The sequence below is a fragment of the Paraclostridium bifermentans genome (genome assembly GCF_019916025.1).
Taxonomy (GTDB): Bacteria; Bacillota; Clostridia; order Peptostreptococcales; family Peptostreptococcaceae; genus Paraclostridium; species Paraclostridium bifermentans.
Genome location: NZ_CP079737.1, coordinates 1,801,889 through 1,824,823, shown reverse-complemented (window position 1 = coordinate 1,824,823; position 22,935 = coordinate 1,801,889). Strand labels below are relative to the sequence as shown.

Genomic DNA, 22,935 nt, shown 5'->3' with positions numbered 1-22,935 from the left:
AGTAAAATTAAAACAAGTGAACCTCCTAAAAATTATTTCATATTATTTAATTAGAAATAAATTTTTAGGAGGTTTTTTATGGAAACATCAATTCACACAATAGCTAGTAATAATTTACTAATACTATTTGCTATAGTTGCTATAACAGGGATATTATGTAGTAAGCTAAGTGAGAGAATAAATATTCCTGATGTTGTATTATTTTTGATTGCTGGGATAATTATTGGACCATCATTTTTTAAGTTTATTGATATAAGTTCATATCAAATTGAAAATCAATTAATTTTAACTTTTGGATCAGCATTTATACTTTACTTAGGTGGAAAAGAGATAAGTTTGAAAGTTTTAAAAAATGTTAAAGTTACGGTGTTACTATTATCAACATTAGGTGTTTTAGTATCAGCATTTATAATGAAACAAATAATTGGATTATCATTTGAAATAAGCTCAATTTCAGCATTACTTGCAGGTGCTATAATAGCATCTACAGATCCTGCAACATTAGTACCTATTTTTAATAGTGTAAAAATTAAAGATAAGGTAAAACAAACTGTAATAAGTGAGTCAGCATTTAATGATGCAACGGGAGCTATTTTAACTTCAGCAGTAATTACTATAATTTTATCAGGTAAATTTTCGTTTCAAGAAAATATTTATAATTTAAGCATAATGATTATTCTCGGAGTTGTAGTAGGTGTAATTACTGGAATTTTACTATTGAAATTAATAAGTGATAAGCCTTATGGAGTATTAAGGGAATTTGCACCTATAGTATCTGTTTTATCAGTTATAATCTCCTATGAAGTAGCTACTAAATTAGGTGGAAGTGGATATATGGCATGTTTCATAGTAGGAATTATAAATGGAAATAAGAAAAATTTTAAAATTTGGTTAACTCAAAGGTCATACGATACTGATTTAAATGTTGTAGAAACTTTAGGAACAGTATGTAGAATGATGATATTTATAATTTTAGGAAGCCAAGTTAATTTACATGTTTTAATGAAATATTTATTACCGTCATTGCTTGTTGTTGGAGGACTTATTTTTGTAGCAAGACCAATAAGTGTACTTATATGCACAATATTTGATAAAAAAGCTAAATGGTCTAGAAATGAAATTATTTTTATGATGTGGGTAAGAGAAACGGGAGTAATTCCAGCTGCTCTTTGCGGTATAATTACAACTATGAAAATACCTGGTTATGAAATTATTTCTTCAATTGTATTTATGACAATACTTATAACTTTGATAATTCAAGGTAGTACAACTAAATATATAGCTGGAAAATTAGGATTATTAGAAGAAGATTAACATATAATTTACTGTTAGGTTAATTTAGGTATAAAAATTTAAATGGATTTTTATACCTAAATTTAAGGAATAATTAAATTATTTTAATAAAAGTAAAACAATAAAGTGTGATATAATTAAAAAAATTATATAGATTAATAAAATAACTTGCATAATTAAAGAGGGAGGAACAGTATGTTTACACTTACTGATATAGTACAGCCAAACACATTAGAAGAAGCATACTCAATATTGACTAAGAGGAAAAATAATCAAATTCTTGGAGGTACAGCATTTCTAAGAATGGGGAAAAAAAGAATAGGTACAGGAATTGAACTTTCCAACCTTAATTTAGATTATATAAAAGAAGATGACAATTTTATAGAAATTGGAGCTATGACGACTTTAAGAAGTTTAGAAACTAGCGATATTATAAAAAATAATTTTAAAATATTAACTGATTCAGTTAGAGATATAATAGGGGTTCAATTTAGAAATGTAGTTACAGTTGGAGGTAGCGTATTTTCAAAATATGGATTTTCTGATTTAATAGTAGCACTTCTTTGTTTAGATACAGAAGTAGAAACTTTTAAAGGTGGAAGAATAAGTTTAGATGAGTTTTTAAATAAGAATTATGAAAAAGACATATTAACTAAAATATATATAAATAAAAATAATAAAAATGCAGTTTATAAGTCTATGAGAAATGCTAAAAGTGATTATCCAATACTAAATGTATCTGTAGCTAAATTAGAAAATGAATTTAAGATATGTATAGGAGCAAGACCTCAAAGAGCAAAAGTAGCTATAGAAGCTAGTCAATTTTTATCTAATAATCAATTAAATGATGAAAATATAGAAAAAGCTATAGATTTAATAAAAAATGATATTGAATTTGGAACAAATATGAGAGCATCTAAAGAATATAGAGAAGAAATAAGCAAAGTATTAGTCAAAAGAGCAATCATGGAGGTTACAAAATGTTAGTAGAACTTAATGTAAATGGGAAAAAGAGAAAAGTTGATATAGAGCCAGAAGAATATTTAGTAGATAGTTTAAGAAAATTAGGAAATTTAAGTGTTAAAAGAGGGTGTGACACAGGATGTTGTGGGCTTTGCTCTGTATGGATAAATAAAAGACCTACATTATCATGTGCAACTTTAACAGTTAGAGCATTAAATAAAGAAATTACAACTATAGAAGGATTAGAAAAAGAAGCTAGTGAATTTGCAAAAATATTAGTTAGCGAAGGTGCGGAACAGTGTGGATTCTGTTCTCCTGGATTTATAATGACAGTTATAGCTATGAAAGAAGAATTAAGTAATCCTACAGAAGAGGAGATAATACACTATCTAACTGGTAATTTATGCAGATGTACAGGATACATGGGACAATTAAGAGCAATCAAAAGTTATCTGGGGGTAAAATAAATGATGAAAATAGTTGGAAAAGGAATACATAAAATAGATGGAATGTCTATAGCTACAGGTAAGCCTGTATATACTGATGATTTAGCAGCAAAAGATGCACTAGTTGTTAAAATTTTAAGAAGTCCTCATGCTTATGCAAAGGTAAAAAATATTGATACGTCTAGGGCTTTAATGGTTGATGGTGTAGAGTGTGTATTAACTTATAAGGATGTACCTAACAATAGATTTACACTAGCTGGACAATCATACCCAGAACCATCACCATATGATAGATTGATACTTGAAGATACAGTTAGATATGTTGGCGATGAAGTAGCTATAATTGCAGCTATAGATGAAAAAACTGCAGTAAAAGCTATGAAAATGATAAAAGTTGAATATGAAGTTTTAAAGCCTATAATAGATATGGAAGATGCAATTGACAATGAAATGTTAGTTCATGATGAAGAGAGACACTGCAATTTTGATATAGGTATGGAAAGAGAAAGAAATATAGTATCAAAACATTTGTATGAAAAGGGAAATATAGAAGAAGAACTTGAAAAATGTGATGTTGTAATCGAAGAAACATATTATACACAAGCTCAAGCTCATGCAATGATGGAAACGTATAGAGCATACAACTACTTAGACCATACAGGTAGATTAGTTGTAGTAAGTTCTACACAAATTCCATTTCATGTAAGAAGACACTTATCAAGAGCACTAAATATACCTTCAAGTAAAATAAGAGTTATAAAACCTAGAATAGGTGGAGGATTTGGAGGAAAACAAACTGCATGCGTTGAAATATTCTCTGCAATTGTAACTTTAAAAACAGGAAAACCTGCAAAAATAATTTATGATAGAAAAGAAACATTTAACTGTTCTACAAGTAGACATGCAATGAAGTTAGATGTAAAGATTGGAGCAACAAAAGACGGAATAATAAAAGTTATAGATATAGATGCTTTATCTGATACGGGAGCATATGGAGAACATGCTTCAACGACTTTTGGGTTAGTAGGAGAAAAAACTATGCCTATGTACAATAAGCTTACAGCATCTAGATTCAAAGGGAATGTAGTATATACAAACAAAATGCCAGCTGGAGCGCTTAGAGGGTATGGGGCTACACAAGGATGTTTTGCAGTAGAATCAACTATAAACATGTTAGCACATAAATTAAATATAGATCCTACAGAAATAAGACTTAAAAATATAGTAAAAGAAGGCGAAACTAGCTTTGCTTATGATAAAACTTTAAATAGTGTAGATTTAGTAAAATGTATAAATAAAGGAAAAGAACTTATAAAATGGGATGAAAAATATCCTTCTAAAAAATTAGAAAATGGAAAAGTTAGAAGTGTTGGAATGGGACTTACTATGCAAGGATCAGGTATAGCAGGTATTGATACAGCTAGTGTGGAAATAAAATTAAATGATGATGGCAATTACACATTAATGGTAGGGTCTACAGATATGGGAACTGGAAGTGACACTATTTTAGCACAAATGGCATGTGAAATATTAGAAACTACAATGGATAAAATTACTGTTATATCAGCTGATACTGATGTAGTACCATATGATCCGGGATCTTATGCATCATCTACAACTTATGTCACAGGAATGGCTGTTGTTAAAGCTTCTAACATACTTCGTGACAAGATAATAGATATAGGGGCTAAGAGACTTGGAATAGACAAAGAATATACTGAATTTGACGGTGAGTATGTATATAGTGAGCACAATAGAATATCAGTATTTGATATAGCGGTTGATTTTACAGTTGGACCAGAAAAAGAACAGTTAGTAGGATATGCATCTCATGGTAGTGAAGTATCACCTCCTCCATTTATAGCTGGGTTTGTTGAAACAGAGATGGATTTAGAAACAGGTAAATATGAAGTTATTGATTATGTTGCTGTTGTAGATTGTGGTACAGTTATAAATAAAAACTTAGCAAAGATACAAGTTGAAGGTGGTATAGTTCAAGGTATAGGAATGGCTATGTTTGAAGAAGTTAGACATACAGATGACGGGCATATGGATACAAATACATTTATGCAATATAAAATACCGGCTAGATGTGATGTCGGAAATGTTATAGTAGATTTTGTAGAAACTAATGAACCAACAGGTCCATTTGGAGCGAAATCAGTAGGAGAAGTTGTTATAAACACACCTCTACCAGCTATACAAGAATCTGTATATAATGCTTGTGGAGTTAGAGTTAATACGCTTCCTATAACACCTGAGAAAGTATTTATGGAAATGAATAAATAAAAGTTAGGATAATTATCCTAACTTTTTTACGTTTAAGTAAATTATACTTAACTAAGGTTTGTGGATAACTTATGTAACATAGCTATATATATGTTTTGGTGAAAGTAAAAAATGATATTTTGAGCAACGTACGGAGTCGTTTGAGTAACGGACACGAGTTTACCGAGTGGACGTTGACGACATGAAATTTGAGCGACATGAGCGAAGCGAATTTTTTATTGATTATATAAAATTAACTATATATTAAAAGGTTTGAAATTATTTTTATCGAATTTATAATAAATTGAAAAATTAAATGAGGGATATTATGAGTAATGAAGAGAATATAATTAAATCAAGTTTAAAAATTAATACAAAAACAAGTTTACTTAAAGATCTAAAAGCTATGGGAGTTAAAAAAGGGATGACTATTATAGTACACTCATCTCTAAGTTCGATTGGATGGGTTTGTGGAGGACCTATATCTGTTATAGACGCTCTTTTAGAGGCTGTAGGAGAAAATGGTAATATAGTTATGCCTAGTCACACTGGAGACTATTCTGACCCAATATATTGGTGTAATCCACCTGTTCCTGAAAGTTGGCATGAAATTATAAAAGATGAAATGCCAGCTTTTAATAAATTAACAACTCCATGTAGAGGAATGGGAATAATAGCACAAACTTTTATAAGTTATGAAGGGGTAACAAGAAGTAATCATCCGCAAGTTTCATTTAGTGCTTATGGAAAAGATAAAGAATTTATAACAAATAACCATAGCTTAGAATATGGGTTATCAGAAAAATCACCATTAGCTAGAATTTACGATTTAGACGGATATGTTCTTCTGCTAGGTGTGCCTTATGAAAACAATACATCATTTCATTTAAGTGAGTATAGAAGCAACTGCAGAGAAACATTTATATCAGGAGCACCTATACTAGAAAATGGAATGAGAGTATGGAAAGAATTCGAAGATTTAGAAGTCGATTCTGATTGTTTTGGATATATTGGAGAAGTTTTTGAAAATAATCACAAGGTTATAAACTATAAAATAGGAAATGCAAATTGTAAATTGATGTCTCAGAGAGAATGTGTAGATTTTGCTACGAAATTTTTATCTAAATCTAAATAATTAAAATATGCAATATTAAGAAAATTGCGTTAATGATGTGCTATAATAGTATTATCAATAAGAAAATGGGGGATATGTATGAAAAATTTAGACTTAAGCAAACTAAGTTTAGTAACAGATTTTAATTTAGTTAATAGCTTAATAGCTATGACACAAGTATATAAAGATATAGAGCCTAAAGATATACCAAGAATAGAGGAGTACATACAAAGTAAATTTACGGATCAAGAGTTGCTTGAAATTGGGATGGAGATAGTTAAAAATAAAGAAAATAAAATGAGTTTTGATGAAATAAAAGTTATAGCAGAAAAAAGATTAAATGAATACATGGATAAAAAAGAAGCTGAAAGAGAACTTATTAAAAATGTATAAATAAAAACAAAAAAGGATGATTTCAATAAAACTTGAAACATCCTTTTTATTTTTATTATTGAACTGTAGTATTTACATCATTATCATCATAGCTTACCCAATCACTAAAACTTCCAGAGTAAACTTTATGCTTTATTCCGCTTTCGCTAAGTGCTAAACTGTTAGGACAAGCAGTTATACCAGATCCGCAATAAACTATAACCTCGTCAAATTCATTTAACTTTTCAAAGTGTTTTTTTAAATCTTCTACAGATTTTATATTTATTTTATCTCCATCTTTTTCTAATATGTCCATCCAAAAATAGTTCATTGCACTAGGGATATGACCAGCTTTTCTATCTACAGGTTCAAATTCACCTAAGTATCTTTTATGTTCTCTAGAGTCTATTATAGCAACCCCGTCTTTATACAATCTTTCTTTTACATAGTTCATATCAACTCTCATTGAATCATTTACATTAACTACAAACTCTCCATTTTTAGAAACTGTAGTAACTTCATTATTAGTATCTCCACCAATTTCAATGAATGCATTTATTCCACCGTCTAAAACATATACCTTATCATGACCTAGATACTTTAAAGTCCACCATAGTCTAGATGGACCAGCTAAATCTCCTTCATCATAGCAAACAACTATTGAATCATTATTTATACCTAAGTTTTCAAAAGTACTTTTTAACTCGTCTACAGTAGGAAGTGGATGCCTACCTCCGTGTTCTTGAACTTTACTAGATAATTCAGTTTCTATATCTATTCTAACTGCACTTTTTATATGATTTTTTTCATAACTTTTTTTACCATATTCTTTATCCATTAAGTCAAATCTACAATCGACAATAACTAGATTTTCATTATTTAAATTTTCTTTTAACCATTTAGCATTAACTAAGTTTGTCATAAACACCCTCCAAAATATTAAAATTTATGTAATTGTTTTCACAACTTATGTAAATAATATATACTTAGATTGAGTAATTTTCAATAGTTTATGAAATTTACTTAAAATACAGAAAATAATAACTTTTTAATATCTGAAAAAAACGTTTAACTAATTTGTTTTAATATGTTAGAATATGGGTAAAGAAGAAATATTGTATACCACATACATCAATATAATTAAAGGGACAATTAGGAGGCAAAAATATGAAATTTTCTTCAAGAATAAAATCAGTAGAAGCTTCAACTATAATGGAGCTATTAACTTATGCAGCACAAGCTAAAAAACAAGGGAAAAAAGTATATCATTTAAATATAGGACAACCAGATATTAAAACTCCGGAAAACTTTTTCGAGGCAATAGCTAACAATAAAGAAGAAGTTTTAGAGTACGCTTTATCAGAAGGTTTACATGAACTTAGAGAAGCAATACAAAAATACTACAGAGAATATGATATAAACTTTGATTTAGAAGATATATTAATATTAAACGGTGGTAGTGAAGCTTTATTCTTTACAATGTTAACTATATGTAATGAAGGGGACAATATATTAGTACCTGAACCATTCTATTCAAACTATAATAGTTTTGCAAACGCAGTTGGAGTTGAAATAAAGCCAATAACTACTTTTGCTGAAAACGGATTCCACTTACCTTCTAAAGAGGAAATCGTATCTAAGATAGATGAAAACACTCGTGCTATATTATTCTCAAATCCAGGAAACCCAAGTGGAGTAGTTTATACTAAAGAAGAAATAGACATGATATCTGATATAGCTAAAGAACATGAGCTATGGATAATAGCAGATGAAGTTTATAGAGAGTTTGTATATGAGGGAGACTACACTAGTTTAGGAAATGTTAAAGAAGTAGAAGATAGAGTTATAATAGTAGACAGTGTATCTAAAAGATATAGTGCATGTGGATCTAGAATAGGTTCTTTAGCTTCTAAAAACAAAGAATTTATGGGTGAAATATTAAAACTTTGTCAAGCTAGATTATCAGTTCCTACATTAGAGCAAATTGGAGCAGTAGAACTTTACAAAACTCCAAATTCTTACTTAACAGAAGTAAATGAAGAGTATAGAGAAAGAAGAGATGTTTTATACAATGAACTTGTAAAAGTTCCTGGTGTTATATGTAAAAAGCCAACAGGAGCATTCTATATAGTAGCTAAGTTACCAGTTAAGAGTGCTGATGATTTTGTTAAATGGATGCTAAGCGATTTTGAAATCGATGGAGAGACAGTAATGCCTTGTCCTGCTGAAGGATTCTATAAAACTAAAGGTCTTGGAGTTGACGAGATAAGACTTGCTTATATATTAAATAAAGAAGACTTATCAAAAGCAGCTAAGATATTAAAAGAAGGATTAGAAGCTTACTTAAAATTAGATAGATAATAAATAAATGCAAAAAAAAGACCTATACTAAGTGTATAGGTCTTTTTAATTTTAATAATGATTTATAATTTATTAACTATATATAATTGTAATAGTTATATATACAAATTTGTATAATAGATTTAATATAGGGGTGGAAAATTGAAATTTGAATTATGTTTACAAGTTTTGTGTGGAGTATTTTGGAGTATAGCTTATATATTGATAATACATAAAAGCTTTAAAGATAAAACTTATGGAATGCCTTTATTTGCGCTAAGTCTTAATCTGGCCTGGGAGTTTACTTTTAGTTTTATATATCCTCCAGGGAATTTACTTTTTGCAAAAATAATATTTTTAACTTGGTTATTACTTGATTTAATAATATTATACACTTTTTTCAAATATGGATATAAATCTAGGAAATATATAGGTATTATAAGCAAAAAATCACTATACATTTTTACTGTATTTATTTTAGTTTGTTCGATATTATTTATGATTTTATCTGTAAATGATTTTTCTATATTATTTAAGGATGATATAACTCAAACATCTGGGTTTATTGCGAATATACAAAACTTAATAATGTCTATATTGTTTGTAAGTATGCTTTTGAATAGAGGAAATACTTCAGGTCAGTCTATCTATATAGCTATATTCAAATGGATGGGAACATTGACTGTTGCTATCTTAAAATTTACTAATATGATACCATCAATAACTACTGAATTATTTATAATAGCTTTAATTCAATTCTTTGATATACTATACATTTATTTGATCTATAAATTTTCAAAGAGAAAAAATGCTTTAAATTAAGTATAAAATAAGATATAAACTCTTATGAAACTTGAAAAACTTATAGAATTAATATAAAATTTAAAATATGTAAAATAAAATTCAGGGAGGGATGAGTATGTATAAGGATAGTTTTAATGAGGGAGTAAATAGACTTGGAACAAATGCTGTTAAATATGATAAATACAAAGAAAATTTCAATACAAATGAAGATGACATAATTCCGATGTGGATTGCAGATATGGATTTTAAAACTTGTGATGAAATAACTAAAGCATTACAAAATAAACTATCTACAGGAAATTTAGGATATGATACAGTTAATGGTTATTATGAATCTGTTGTAAAATGGATGAAAAATAGACATAATGTAGATATAAATGTTGAAGATGTAGTATACACTCCAGGAGTAGTAACAGCTATAAATTTCTTACTGAAAATTTTAACAAAAGAAAATGATAAGGTATTAGTTCAATCTCCTGTTTACCATTCATTTTTTAGAGTATTAAATGAAAATAAATGCGATGTAGTTCAAAGTGAATTATTTATAAAAGATAATAGATATGAAATAGATTTTGATGAGTTTGAAAATAAAATATCTACAGGTGTTAAAGTTCTTATATTATGCAATCCTCATAATCCAATAGGAAGGGTATGGACTAAAGAAGAACTAGAAAGAATATTAGAAATATGTGAAAGTTATAAAGTTTTTATAATAAGTGATGAAATACATTCAGATCTAGTATTTAAGGGATATAAACATACTTCATTGACAACAGTAGCACCTTATTATAAAGATAACATAGTAACTTTAACAGCTCCTAGTAAAACGTTTAACCTAGCTGGATTGTATGTTTCAAATGCTATTATAACTGATGAAAAATTAAGAAACAGATATAAAGAACTATTCAGTACAACTCCTAATGTTTTAGGTGCGGAGGCTTTAATTGCAGCATATAATAAAGGAGAAACATGGCTTGAAGAGTTGCTTGAATATATAGAAAGTAACTACAATTATGTATTAAAATTTGTAAATGAAAATGTACCTAAAATTAAAGTGATAAAACAAGAAGGAACGTTTTTAACTTGGTTAGACTGTAGAGAATTGGGATTATCGGATGAAGAATTAGAAATATTTTTCCTTGAAAAGGCTAAATTAGCATTAAGTACTGGAACAGCTTTTGGAAAAGGTGGTAGTGGATTTATGAGAATGAATATAGGGTGCCCGATATCTACTGTTAAAGAAGCTTTAGAAAGATTAAAAAATGCAGTAGATAATATGTAAATTTGGAGGTAAGTATGCTAGAACAATTACTAGAGATAAAGGAAAATGACGTTATAACTGTTGTTGGAGCTGGAGGTAAAACCTCTTTGATAACTTATTTAAGCAAACAACTCTCTAGTGAATATAGTGTTTTACTAACTACTACAACAAAAATATATATTCCAAAATCAAGTGACTATAACAATATTATACTAACTGATAAGAGTAATACCTTTATCTTGGATAAAGGTATTACTATTTGTGGTAAATATATAAATGAAGAAAATAAAGTAGTTGGATTAAACTATGAGGAACTAGATGAATTTATAAATAAGTTTGATATAAGTTTGATTGAAGGAGATGGATCAAAAAGAAAAAAGTTAAAAGGATGGAGATATGATGAGCCTTTAGTTCATCCTAAAACAACTAAAAATATTGGCGTTTTAGATATAACTACATACGATATGTATATAAGTAATAGATATATACATAGATTAGATGAATTTTTAAAAATTTGTGGGAAAGTAGAAGGCAGAATTACTTTAGAAAATCTTAAAAACATAGTTCTAAATAGAAATGGATTATTTAAAAATTCAATTGGAGAAAAAATATTATTTATAAATAAAGTAGATAATGAAAAAAGGGAAGAATTAGTTGATAATCTTATTAGTATGATAAAGAAAGAAGATGAAAGTATAAAAATAATATATGGAAGTTTAATCAAAAACTTTTATAAGGAAGGTTAATATGATTAGTGCTATAGTAATGGCCTCTGGATTCTCGAGACGAATGGGAGAAAATAAACTATTGATGGATTTCAATGGAAGAACAATAATAGAAAATACATTTGAAGCTTTAAAAAAATGTGACTTTAAAGAAGTTATAGTGGTCAGTCAGTATGAAGAAGTTTTAAAAATTGCAAACAAATATCAATTTAAATTTGTATTAAATGATAATGCGAAGATAGGTCAAAGTGAATCTATAAAGTTAGGGATAAGAAATAGTGGTAAATGCGATGGATATATGTTTTTTGTGGGAGATCAGCCACTAATAAACAATGATGATGTAAAAGAACTTATTAATGAATTTGGGGAAAACAAAGAATATATAGTTATACCAAGATGTGATAATAAAACTGGGAACCCAGTTATATTTCCCACATGTTTAAAGAATAATTTATTAAGTTTAAAAAATGATGAAAAAGGTAAAAAAGTTATTAATGAATATGATAAAATAAAGTATGTAAATGTAAGTAAATACACACTTTTAGATGTGGATACAAAATTAGATTATGAAAACTTAAAAAAATTAAAAGGCAACTAGGGGAGGGTATATGAAACAAATAAAAACAATTGATGCCATAGGACATGTGTTATGTCATGATATAACACAAATAATACCTGGTGAATTTAAGGGAAGAGCATTTAAAAAAGGTCATGTAGTAAAAGAAGAAGATATAGAAAAACTTTTATCATTAGGAAAAGATCATCTATATGTATTTGAAACTACTGAAGGTATGGTGCATGAAAATGATGGAGCTATATTCTTAAAAGATTTAACGGCAGGGGAAAATTTAGAATTCAGTGAAATCAAAGAAGGGAAAATAGACTTTATATCTACAGTTGATGGTCTTTTGAAAATAGATATTGAAAGACTATTCAAGCTAAACTGTATTGATGATATAATGATGTCAACTTTACATAATAATTATAAAGTACATAAGGGCCTTAAAGTTGCAGGAACAAGAGTTATACCTTTAATGGTAGAACAAGAGAAGCTAGATAAAGCTAAACTTGTTGTAGGAGACGAAAAATTAATAAAAGTTGTTCCATTTAAGAAAAAGAAAGTAGGAATAGTAACTACAGGTAATGAAGTTTATTACAAGAGAATTGTAGACAAATTTGGGCCTATAATGAAAGATAAAATGGATTCTTATGGATGCGAAGTATTAGGGCAGATAGTTTGTCCAGATAACACGGAAATGATTAAAGATGCAATAGATAACTTTTTAAATCAAGGTGCAGATATTATACTTTGCACAGGGGGAATGAGTGTAGACCCAGATGACTTAACTCCGGCAGCTATAAAAATGTCTGGAGCTGAAGTTGTAACATATGGTTCACCGATACTTCCTGGGGCTATGTTTTTACTAAGTTATAAAAAAGATACAGCGATTCTTGGGATACCAGGGTGCGCTATGTACGCGAAAACTACTGTTTTAGATGTTGTATTACCGAGAATTTTAATAGATGAGAAATTAACAAAAGAAGATATAGCAAGATATGGTCATGGAGGTCTTTGCATGAGCTGCGATATTTGTACATATCCTGCTTGTAACTTTGCTAAATAGATATAAAATATAGGAAGGTCTTTTAAATAGATACCTTTCTATATTTTTTGTGTAATTCCAACTTATACAGAATAAACTTATTGGTTCTATAGAGTTGACTAAGTTACAATTTTGTTATATCATTAGAAGAGTTGTAAAATTTTATAAATTTTAGTAGTAGAAAGGAAATATGCGAATGTTACAAGTTACAAATGTAGGACTTAGATTTGGTGATAAAGAGTTATTCAAAGATGTTAACTTAAAATTCACTAAAGGAAATTGTTACGGGATAATAGGAGCTAATGGTGCAGGAAAATCAACTTTCCTTAAAATATTAGCTGGTGATATAGAAGCAAATACTGGAAATGTATCTATAACTGAAAAAGAAAGAATGTCAGTTCTTAGACAGGACCACTTCAAATACGAAGAAAACACAGTTTTAGATGTTGTTATAATGGGACATGCTAGACTATACGAAATAATGAAGGAAAAAGATGAATTATACATGAAGCCAGATTTCTCTGAAGAAGATGGTATAAAAGCTGCTGAACTTGAAGGTGAGTTTGCTGAACTTGATGGATGGGATGCAGAAACAACTGCAGAAAAATTATTAATGGGTCTTGGTATAGCTAAAGACGTACATTATAAGCAAATGAAGGAATTAACAGGTGGAGATAAAGTTAAGGTATTATTAGCTCAAGCTTTATTTGGTAAGCCAGAAATACTAATAATGGATGAGCCTACAAACCACTTAGACTTCCAATCAATAAACTGGTTAAATAACTTCATAATGGATTTAGAAGATTCTATAGTTATAGTTGTATCACATGATAGACATTTCTTAAACCAAATATGTACAAACATAGTTGACGTTGACTTTGGTAAAATACAAATGTATGTTGGTAACTATGACTTCTGGTATGAGTCAAGCCAATTAGCATTACAATTAGCTAAAGATCAAAACAAAAAAGCTGAAGAAAAAATAGCTCAATTAAAAGAGTTCATAGCTAGATTCAGTTCAAATGCTTCTAAAGCTAAGCAAGCAACTTCTAGAAAGAAACAATTAGATAAGTTAGAAGTAGAAGATATACAACCATCAAGAAGAAGATATCCTTATGTAGGATTCACTCCTGAAAGAGAAATAGGAAACGAAGTTTTAGAAGTAAACAACTTAACTAAGACTGTAGATGGTGTTAAAGTATTAGACAATGTATCTTTCAGATTAGATAGAGAAGATAAAGTAGCATTCTTAGGAGATGAGATAGCTATAACTACATTATTTAACATAATAATGGGAGAAGATACAGCTGATAGTGGAGATTTCAAATGGGGAGTAACAACTTCTCAAAGTTACCTTCCTAAAAACCACAATAAATACTTTGATGGTGTAGAATACTCATTAGTTGACTGGTTAAGACAATACTCTGAAGAAAAGAGTGAAAGTTTCATAAGAGGATTCTTAGGTAGAATGTTATTCTCTGGAGAAGAGGCTTTAAAAGAAGCTCAAGTTTTATCTGGAGGAGAGAAAGTTAGATGTATGTTATCTAAGTTAATGTTATCAAACGCTAACGTTTTAGTATTAGATGATCCAACTAACCACTTAGACTTAGAATCTATAACTTCTGTAAATAAAGGTTTAGAAAAATTCTCAGGAGTATTAGTATTTAACTCTCATGACCAAGAGATGATACAAACTCTTGCAAATAGAATAATAGAGATAACTCCTAACGGAATAATGGATAGAAAAACTACTCTTGATGAGTATTTAGATAATAAAGAAATACAAAAGCAATTAAAAGAAATGTACGGAGATGCAAAGAAATAATTGCTAATGATTATTTAAAGGCACTTAATGTGTATTAGATAGTATTAAAACTTAATAATATAGGTTTTGGAATACCTTTTATATTTGATAAAATGAAGAACGTCAATGTTCTACTTTTTCAAATGTAGGAGGTATTTTTTTAGAATTGTTGTAAAATTATGGTATAATATTGGTTAAAAAATTATAGAAAGAGGTAATATTCCTGATTTTGTGATATACTGGTAGTATGGTAGAACTTTCAAAACTGTAAAATATTCAATCAGAGTTGTTTCTATTCACAAGCCAATTAGGGGGGCTACTGGGAACAGAAACTGAAGATTAATTTAAGTGTAGAGTAGTTCGCAGATAAAAAAATATTTAAAGAAAAAAGGGGGATTTAACTTGGCTAAAATTGTAATTAAACGTGAAATTTTAGAAATGATGCTTTATATTTGGGATTCAGTACATCAAAAGGAAAAGATAGCAGATTCATTTTTTATAGGACTAGCGGATGAAACTGATATGAAATATCTATATGATGAAGACTTTACAAAGGAATCTGTAAGAAAGGTACTTTCTGCAATTTCAAACAGAGAGCTTCTGAATAAACCAACAAAAAAAGAAAGTAGATACTGGAATAAACATATGTGGATGCTTGAAGATTTGGAATTTACAAATATGATGATAGCACCAGTAAAGCAGCTTAATTTAGACTATATGCAAGATAAATTAAGTAAGGAAGAATATGAGGTAATATTTATTCCAGGGCATATAGATGAATATTATATAGATGAAAATAAATTAATAATCAATTTCTTTAATATTACAGTAGATTTATTTGGGGAAGGCCCAGTAACAATAGCAGGAAAACCATTTAATGAATATATAGAAGAAAAGCTTCTTAGTATGTAATTAGGAGCGATAAACATTTAAAATAAAAACACTCAATTTATATTATATAGATTGAGTGTTTTTATGTTTAAAAATTATTATAACTATCCATTTATTATTTCTCCGCCGTTTATATGTATAGTTTGACCTGTTATAAAAGAAGCCTCTTCACTTGCTAAAAATACATAAGCACCTGAACACTCTATTGGTTGACCAGCTCTTTTCATTGGATTATTACTACCGAATTTTGCAACTTCTTGTTCAGAAAAACTTGAAGGTATTAATGGAGTCCATATAGGTCCTGGAGCTACGGCATTAACTCTTATTCCTTTTGTTGCTAATTGCATAGATAAAGATCTAGTGAATGTTGTTAATGCGCCTTTAGTCATAGAGTAGTCTAATAGTGTTTCATGTCCATGATATGCAACAACAGATGTTGTATTTATTATACTATCACCACATTGTAAATGAGGTAGTACAGCTTTTGCTAGATAAAATGCTCCATAGACATTAGTTTTAAAAGTTTTATCAAATTGTTCATCATCTATATCGGTTAAGTTTTGTTGTGTGTATTGTACTGCTGAATTATTTATTAATATATTTATTTTCTTATATTCTTTTAAAGTAGTATCTACAGCTTCTTTACAAAACTTACTGTCCTTTATATCTCCCTTAATTAAAAGGCATTTTCGACCTTCGTCTTCAACCTTTTTCTTTGTGACCATAGCATCATCATCTTCGTTATAGTATATTATGCTTATATCGCATCCTGATTTTGCAAAAGCAATAGAAACTGCTCTTCCTATTCCGCTATCTCCACCGCTAATGATAGCCACTTTATCTTTTAATTTATCATTTTGTTTATTATATAATGGACTGTCATATATAGGACTTGGTGACATCTTATACTCAAGTCCTGGTTGACAATCTTGATGTTGCTTTGGAAATGAAGTTGGAAAAACCATAATCTTATTCTCCTTTTAAAATTTAGTATACGACTATGATTTCCATGTGAGTATAAATTATTCCTACTTAGTTATTAGTAATTTAATTGATCGGATATATGAAGAATTTATTTAATATGATCTATATTTATAAAAGCTTCAAGAGATTTATTTATATCATTCCTACATTCATAAAAAGCTCCATGACCTCCATCGGTCAAAGAAACTAGAGTAGAATTTTCTATGGTATCCCTCATATATTCAGCAAAAGAATATGGATATACCGTGTCATGTACACCATGTAATATTAGAGTAGGTACTTTTATCTTAGATAAATCATTAAATACTTCTTCATCTCTAAGTGCATACAGTGAATTTACACTAGACCACCCAGCAGCTTCTAAACACATGTCAAAGAACCAATCCAATATTCCTTGACTAGTGAATTTATAGAAAAATGATTCAGATGTAGTTATTATTGCATTAGGTCTATCATTTTTAAAATTATCTATAATACTGTTTACTTGATCTATAGTATATCCATAAGGCCAACTAATAGATTTTACCCATTTAGGAACGGCAGCACTAAGTAAGCAGAGCTTAGAAACTCCGTAACCATTAAATTTAGCCATATATCGTGAACAGATTGCACCACCCATAGAATGACCCATTAAAGTGATGTTTTCTAGTTTGAGAGCTTCAATTATATGTCTTATATCTTTAGCCATTCTATCGTAATCATAACCTGCTGAAGGTTTATCAGATTTTCCATATCCTCTAAGGTCTATAGCTATACATCTATACCCTTTTTGTGCAAAGTTTTCAATTATATATTCATACATACGGTGGTTCAAAGGCCAACCGTGAACAAATAATATTGCTTTCTCTGAATCCTTATTTATATCCTCAACAAATAACCTTACATTTTTTTCGACTTTAATAAAATATTTCATGATATACCTCCCGTAGATGTTGTCCTTATATATTATGGTAGTTTGTATATATTTGTTAATGAATTAAAAAAAGCACTCTTTAAATAGAGTGCTTTTTATTATATAAACCTAAGCGGTAGGATTTTTCTTTTTCTTTTTGCTACTAATTCCACCGTTTATACGGATATAATCGTTATGAACGGACTTAACAACTCCAGTAAGAGCTAACAGACCAATTAAGTTAGGTATAACCATTAATCCATTAAACATATCTGACATTGTCCATACTATTGATACTTCACCCAATGTACCAAGGAAAACACAAATAGCTACAAGTACTACATATATTTTAACGGCTTTTGTACCGAATAAATATTTTATATTAGCTTCTCCGAAGAAGTACCATCCAATTATAGTAGAGAAGGCAAAGAAGAACATACAAATAGCTATAAATATATCTCCGAACTTACCGAATACTGCTGAGAATCCAGCTTGAGTAAGAGCAGTTCCTATAAGAGATCCATCTGGAGTAACTGAACGTGTTGTAATTATAACTAAAGCAGTTAAGTTTAATATAACAAAAGTATCTATAAATACTCCCATCATAGCAACGAATCCTTGTTCTGAAGGGTAGTCAACTTTTGCAACTGCATGAGCGTGAGGAGTAGAACCCATACCAGCTTCATTAGAGAATAATCCACGAGCTACACCTTTACTCATAGCTTTTTGAATAGTAGCTCCTACAACACCACCGGCTATTGCTTGAGGTGCAAAAGCTCCTACAAATATTTCTTCAAAAGCTAAAGGAATGTTTTTGAAATTAACTAATATTACAATTAACGCACCTATTATATAAAATAATGCCATAATTGGAACTATTGTTTCTGTAACTTTTGCTATTCTAGTTATTCCACCAGAGAATATTAAAACTGACAGTATTGCTAAAATTATACCTATAACAGCTGGACTTATACCAAATGCTGTATCAAAAGCGTCTGCTATAGAGTTAGATTGAACTGCATTTCCCATAAATCCTAATGCTAATATGATAAACACAGCAAAAAAGCTAGCTAAAACTTTACCAAACTTACCCTTAAATGCAGCTTCTATATAGTAAACAGGACCACCTGTTACTGTACCATCTGCACCTATTCTTTTGTATTTTTGAGCCATTGTTGCTTCGGCATAAATTGTTGCCATACCGAAAAAGGCACTGACCCACATCCAAAATATTGCACCAGGGCCTCCAACAGCTATTGCAGTAGCGGCACCTGCTAAGTTACCTGTACCTACTTGAGCAGCTATTGCAGTTGATAAAGATTGAAATTGAGACATTCCATCTTTATCAGCTTTTTCACCCCTTTTAAATAAGCCACCAAAAGTTCTTCTAAAACCTTCTCCAAAACCTCTAATTTGGATGAACTTTAATTGGAATGTGTACCATACACCTGTTCCGACAAGCAAGAATAGCAAAATATTCTTATCCCACAAAACACCATTTACAGATTCTACGATTTTTGTTAGTAACTCCAATATAACACAACCCCTTTGCTATTTTATTTTGCATACTATTTTAAATAAAAAGTACGCACAATATATATCAAAGAATTTTTCAATATGTAGTTATGAATCAAAAAATAGAAAAATTCTGTGATAACACAATAATTTAAAGTAATATGTGTTTTTTAATAAAATCTTATAATTAAGTATTGAAAATTTAAGGATTTAGTTTAAAGATTAAATTTGAAATGATATTGAAAAATTAAATATAAAAATGTATTTCAATTATATTGTATATCTGTTTATTTTTATCTGCAATATAAATTGCAATTTATATAAATAAAGTAAAAATAAATAAATTTATTAATAAAAAAACTCTTTATATCTATAAAGAGTAATTTAATAATATAGTGAAAATTATAATTAAAATTATAAAATCAACTTGATTGGACTTACTAACTCCCGTTTTACACCAATGTCCAAAATGTTCGCAGTTATTAAAAATTATATTGAAGTTTTGCTCTCCAATACGAGAATTAGCTCTTTGCACAACTTCACAAGGTTCTGTAAAATTATTTTTAAACTTACAAACTTTAAAGTTTTCATTACCAGCTAAAAATCTATCCATATTAGTTTTTCTAATACACATCTTACGTAAAAATTTATCATCTATCTTTCCATCATAATGTATAACGCAATCTTCATTTATATATATGCCAAAATGCTTATACAATCCATGATCTGAACATATTAAGTCTCCATAATTAGCATTAGACATAAAAAATCCTCCTAAAATCATATATAAGTAAATTATGATTTCAAGAGGAGAATGTTACTATGCTATTGATTTAAATCCTTGACCTAAAACTTCATGAACATCACTAACAATTATGAATGCTGATGGATCTATATTTTTTATTACTTTTTTTAGATGAACTTCTTGTTTTTTAGAAACAACTACTAATAAAACATTTTTATCTTCATTAGTATATCCTCCTTTACCTTGAAGGAAAGTTACACCTCTATCAAGTTCCTTAGTTATGCCATCTCTTAAAATATCAGACTCATTAGATATAATCATAAATGCTTTTGAGTAATTAAGACCAGAAACTATCGCATCAACTATTTTAACTATAATGTAAAGTGCTACTCCTGAGTAAAGCGCTGTTTCTAAGTTTTTACTAGCGATACCAGCAGATATAACAACCATACCATCTAATATAACCATAAACTTTGAAAGAGGGATACTTGGGAAAGCTCTATTTAGCATAAGTGCAATAAGATCTGTTCCTCCTGTAGAAGCATCCATTTTTAGTACTATACCAAGTCCAATGCCAAGACATAATGCACCAGATATAGAACATAATAATACATCTTTTGTTACATCAAAATTAGATAGCGATGATGTAACACCTAATACTATAGAAAACACAGTCATTCCAATAAGAGTTTTTATAGAATCTTTAACTCCCAAGATCTTAATTGAAAATATTACTAAAGGAATACCTATAGCAAGCATTACAACAGGAATAGGAAGACCTGTAAGTTTTCCTAAAACTAATGAAAGACCGCTAAGTCCTCCAGGTGCAATTGTATAAGGTTTAAAAAACATGTTTATTCCTATACTCATAAAAATACATCCAACCACCAGTCCTAAAGACTGTAATAAAAAATCCCTAAAAACGTTTTTCTCCATAAAACACCTCGCAAAAATATTTGGCATAATTCCATAGAGTATAGTATAACAAAAACTTACTTATAAAGGGAATATGTTTTCCATTAGTGGAAATTTTAAAATAATTTGAAATAATAAATTAATATTAAAAAATATTTTTAAATATGATTTTATTAAATATATATAATAACTTTGAATATAATAATAAGTATAAAAAATATAAAGTTAAATTTATAAAAAAATTAAAACATATAGATAAAGTCTAGGTTAGGTAGGTGCTAATATATGGAACAAATAATATATAGCTTGCAAGAATATAAATTATTAGTGGCTGCAGTAGGATTTATAATAATAATAGTAGAAACTTTTATACCGGCATTACCACTGGTTGCTATAGTAGGAGCTAATGCGTTTGTTTTAGGAATAGGACTTGGATTTTCAGTATCTTGGGTTGGATCAGTTGTAGGTTCAATAGTTTTATTTTTAATCTGTAGAAAATTTTCAGATTCTAAACTCATAAAAAGAATAAATAACGAAAAAGTAGATAAATTTAAAAAGTGGGTAAAAAGGCAAGGATTTAGTATGATGTTTATAGTTTATTTATGTCCTTTTATACCTGATTTCTTAATAACTATAACTGCTGGAATATCAAAAATGAAATTAAGTAACTTTGTACCGGGGATGATATTGGGTAAATTTATTATGTTTTTAGTCATAAGTTACATAGGAAATGATATAAAAACTTTTATAACAGATCCTCTAAAAGTTACATCATTAGTAATATTAGTTTTGGTGTTCTGGATTTTAGGAAATAAAGTTAATAAAAGAATTAATAGCGCAAAATAAGACTATACAAAAGTATAGTCTATTTTTTATTTGATAAACAATTTGGACATAAATTAGATTTGAAATTTTTTACATTTGTATTTTGTTCAAAGTAAGTAGAGTATGATAAACCATTTAATTTGCATCCGCACTCTATACATCTATTATCTCTTTTAAGTATTAATTGTTCTTGTGTAAGCTTCATTATAATGCCTCCTAATAAAATTAAAAAAATAAAGTATTATCAAAATATAATTTAAAAAATAATAAAAGTATTATTAATAAAATTGTTATACTATATTATATTAAAGTTAATTAAAAATGAGACATGTTTAGACAAAGTCTTTAAAAAGAAAAGCTTATTTATAAAATAAGGAAAGAAATAAAATTGAATTTTATATTTTACATTATAAATTAACTTTAAATTTAATTTATAAAAACTATTTTGAAGTATAATCTTTTTAGAATAAATAAATTAAAATTTAAAAAGTTACAAAAACAATATTTGAAGTTTGATTAAAATGGTGATAAAATAGAGTAGTTATCATAAATATTATTATAAGCCAAGACATTGGGGGGTTAAATAATGCAGAAGGTATATATAGTAACAACATATACAGGAACTGCTCTTTCTTACTTAATCAAAAGTATATCAAAAACTCCTTATGCACACGTATCTATAGCTCTTAATGAGTATTTAAGACCTATGTATTCATTTGGAAGATTAAATCCAAAAACACCTTTATTTGCTGGATTCGTAGAGGAAAATATAAATGAAGGTTTATACGCTATAAAAACGAATACTAGATGTAGAGTATACTCATTATATGTAACTAATGAACAATATAACAATTTATATAAAAATATATTAAATATAAGTGCAAACAGAGATAAATATGATTATGATGTGTTAGCACTTTTATATTTATCTAGAAACAAACCTAGAGAAGCTGAGAATAAATATGTGTGCTCTCACTTTGTAGCAGATATGTTAGAAGATAGTGGGATAAACTTATTTGAGAAGCCATCATGTGCAATTAAGCCAAATGACTTCTTTAATCATAAGGATTTGACACTTGAGTATGAAGGATTATTAAGTGAATATAGAGCAAAAGAAAAAATATTTGAATATAGTTTAAGTAGTGTGTAAAGAAAAATACTCCTTATAATTTTA

General features: G+C 28.6%; 23 protein-coding genes. 16 read left to right on the top strand and 7 right to left on the bottom strand.

Going from position 1 to position 22,935, the window contains the following annotated elements:
• Positions 1–78: 78 nt before the first annotated feature.
• The 6 genes from KXZ80_RS08810 to KXZ80_RS08785 all read left to right on the top strand — a co-directional run bounded on the left by KXZ80_RS08810 (position 79) and on the right by KXZ80_RS08785 (position 6,477).
• Complete coding sequence (locus KXZ80_RS08810; protein WP_021433111.1) at positions 79–1,314, top strand: cation:proton antiporter; 1,236 nt, start codon at positions 79–81, stop codon at positions 1,312–1,314.
• A 174-nt stretch (positions 1,315–1,488) separates the two neighbouring features.
• The gene (locus KXZ80_RS08805; RefSeq protein ID WP_021433110.1) at positions 1,489–2,280 is read left to right on the top strand and encodes an FAD binding domain-containing protein; all 792 of its coding nucleotides are present in this window, start codon (positions 1,489–1,491) and stop codon (positions 2,278–2,280) included.
• Positions 2,274–2,723 (top strand): (2Fe-2S)-binding protein, encoded by a 450-nt coding sequence (locus KXZ80_RS08800; RefSeq protein ID WP_021431424.1) that lies wholly within the window; start codon positions 2,274–2,276, stop codon positions 2,721–2,723. The genes KXZ80_RS08805 and KXZ80_RS08800 overlap by 7 nt, the downstream gene beginning before the upstream one ends.
• A gap of 3 nt (positions 2,724–2,726) precedes the next feature.
• The gene (locus tag KXZ80_RS08795) at positions 2,727–4,991 is read left to right on the top strand and encodes a xanthine dehydrogenase family protein molybdopterin-binding subunit (protein WP_021433109.1); all 2,265 of its coding nucleotides are present in this window, start codon (positions 2,727–2,729) and stop codon (positions 4,989–4,991) included.
• A 307-nt stretch (positions 4,992–5,298) separates the two neighbouring features.
• Positions 5,299–6,105 carry an aminoglycoside N(3)-acetyltransferase gene (locus tag KXZ80_RS08790; protein WP_021433108.1) on the top strand — a complete coding sequence of 269 codons (807 nt, stop codon included), beginning with the start codon at positions 5,299–5,301 and terminating at the stop codon, positions 6,103–6,105.
• A gap of 78 nt (positions 6,106–6,183) precedes the next feature.
• Positions 6,184–6,477, top strand: coding sequence for a hypothetical protein (locus KXZ80_RS08785; protein ID WP_021433107.1), 294 nt, complete (start codon positions 6,184–6,186; stop codon positions 6,475–6,477).
• A 55-nt stretch (positions 6,478–6,532) separates the two neighbouring features.
• Here the strand turns inward: KXZ80_RS08785 and KXZ80_RS08780 are convergent, their stop codons facing one another.
• The gene (locus KXZ80_RS08780; protein WP_021433106.1) at positions 6,533–7,378 is read right to left on the bottom strand and encodes a sulfurtransferase; all 846 of its coding nucleotides are present in this window, start codon (positions 7,376–7,378) and stop codon (positions 6,533–6,535) included.
• A 245-nt stretch (positions 7,379–7,623) separates the two neighbouring features.
• On the opposite strand from KXZ80_RS08780, the gene KXZ80_RS08775 reads away from it, so the two are divergent.
• From KXZ80_RS08775 to KXZ80_RS08740, 8 genes are all read left to right on the top strand, one after another.
• Complete coding sequence (locus KXZ80_RS08775) at positions 7,624–8,817, top strand: pyridoxal phosphate-dependent aminotransferase (RefSeq protein ID WP_021433105.1); 1,194 nt, start codon at positions 7,624–7,626, stop codon at positions 8,815–8,817.
• Positions 8,818–8,958: 141 nt separating this feature from the next.
• Positions 8,959–9,618 (top strand): transmembrane-type terpene cyclase, encoded by a 660-nt coding sequence (locus tag KXZ80_RS08770; RefSeq protein ID WP_021433104.1) that lies wholly within the window; start codon positions 8,959–8,961, stop codon positions 9,616–9,618.
• A 97-nt stretch (positions 9,619–9,715) separates the two neighbouring features.
• The gene (locus tag KXZ80_RS08765; protein WP_021433103.1) at positions 9,716–10,882 is read left to right on the top strand and encodes a MalY/PatB family protein; all 1,167 of its coding nucleotides are present in this window, start codon (positions 9,716–9,718) and stop codon (positions 10,880–10,882) included.
• A 14-nt stretch (positions 10,883–10,896) separates the two neighbouring features.
• A complete protein-coding gene (gene yqeC / locus KXZ80_RS08760) occupies positions 10,897–11,607 on the top strand; it encodes a selenium cofactor biosynthesis protein YqeC (RefSeq protein ID WP_021433102.1) in 711 nt (236 codons plus the stop codon).
• Position 11,608: 1 nt separating this feature from the next.
• Positions 11,609–12,184 (top strand): molybdenum cofactor cytidylyltransferase, encoded by a 576-nt coding sequence (gene mocA, locus KXZ80_RS08755; RefSeq protein WP_021433101.1) that lies wholly within the window; start codon positions 11,609–11,611, stop codon positions 12,182–12,184.
• A 10-nt stretch (positions 12,185–12,194) separates the two neighbouring features.
• Positions 12,195–13,211 (top strand): molybdopterin-binding protein, encoded by a 1,017-nt coding sequence (locus KXZ80_RS08750; protein WP_021433100.1) that lies wholly within the window; start codon positions 12,195–12,197, stop codon positions 13,209–13,211.
• Positions 13,212–13,386: 175 nt separating this feature from the next.
• Complete coding sequence (locus tag KXZ80_RS08745; RefSeq protein ID WP_021433099.1) at positions 13,387–15,015, top strand: ABC-F family ATP-binding cassette domain-containing protein; 1,629 nt, start codon at positions 13,387–13,389, stop codon at positions 15,013–15,015.
• A gap of 381 nt (positions 15,016–15,396) precedes the next feature.
• Complete coding sequence (locus KXZ80_RS08740) at positions 15,397–15,906, top strand: TDE2712 family protein (protein WP_021433098.1); 510 nt, start codon at positions 15,397–15,399, stop codon at positions 15,904–15,906.
• Between the two features lie 83 nt (positions 15,907–15,989).
• Here KXZ80_RS08740 and KXZ80_RS08735 read toward each other — a convergent pair whose 3' ends face one another.
• The 5 genes from KXZ80_RS08735 to KXZ80_RS08715 form a co-directional block, all read right to left on the bottom strand.
• Positions 15,990–16,850: an SDR family oxidoreductase gene (locus tag KXZ80_RS08735; RefSeq protein WP_021433097.1), complete on the bottom strand. Its 861-nt coding sequence runs from the start codon at positions 16,848–16,850 to the stop codon at positions 15,990–15,992.
• 107 nt (positions 16,851–16,957) lie between these two features.
• The gene (locus tag KXZ80_RS08730) at positions 16,958–17,782 is read right to left on the bottom strand and encodes an alpha/beta fold hydrolase (RefSeq protein WP_021433096.1); all 825 of its coding nucleotides are present in this window, start codon (positions 17,780–17,782) and stop codon (positions 16,958–16,960) included.
• Between the two features lie 108 nt (positions 17,783–17,890).
• On the bottom strand, positions 17,891–19,294 hold the full coding sequence (locus KXZ80_RS08725; RefSeq protein ID WP_021433095.1) for an alanine/glycine:cation symporter family protein: 1,404 nt from the start codon (positions 19,292–19,294) through the stop codon (positions 17,891–17,893).
• A gap of 352 nt (positions 19,295–19,646) precedes the next feature.
• A complete protein-coding gene (locus tag KXZ80_RS08720; RefSeq protein ID WP_021431397.1) occupies positions 19,647–20,039 on the bottom strand; it encodes a lecithin retinol acyltransferase family protein in 393 nt (130 codons plus the stop codon).
• Positions 20,040–20,096: 57 nt separating this feature from the next.
• Entirely contained in the window at positions 20,097–20,957 is an 861-nt protein-coding gene (locus KXZ80_RS08715; protein ID WP_021433094.1) for a YitT family protein, read from the bottom strand.
• Positions 20,958–21,221: 264 nt separating this feature from the next.
• Between KXZ80_RS08715 and KXZ80_RS08710 the strand changes: the two genes are divergently transcribed.
• A complete protein-coding gene (locus KXZ80_RS08710; RefSeq protein WP_021433093.1) occupies positions 21,222–21,782 on the top strand; it encodes a TVP38/TMEM64 family protein in 561 nt (186 codons plus the stop codon).
• A gap of 19 nt (positions 21,783–21,801) precedes the next feature.
• Here KXZ80_RS08710 and KXZ80_RS08705 read toward each other — a convergent pair whose 3' ends face one another.
• Complete coding sequence (locus tag KXZ80_RS08705; RefSeq protein ID WP_021431394.1) at positions 21,802–21,966, bottom strand: hypothetical protein; 165 nt, start codon at positions 21,964–21,966, stop codon at positions 21,802–21,804.
• Positions 21,967–22,347: 381 nt separating this feature from the next.
• On the opposite strand from KXZ80_RS08705, the gene KXZ80_RS08700 reads away from it, so the two are divergent.
• The gene (locus KXZ80_RS08700; RefSeq protein ID WP_021431393.1) at positions 22,348–22,911 is read left to right on the top strand and encodes a hypothetical protein; all 564 of its coding nucleotides are present in this window, start codon (positions 22,348–22,350) and stop codon (positions 22,909–22,911) included.
• Positions 22,912–22,935 lie beyond the last annotated feature (24 nt).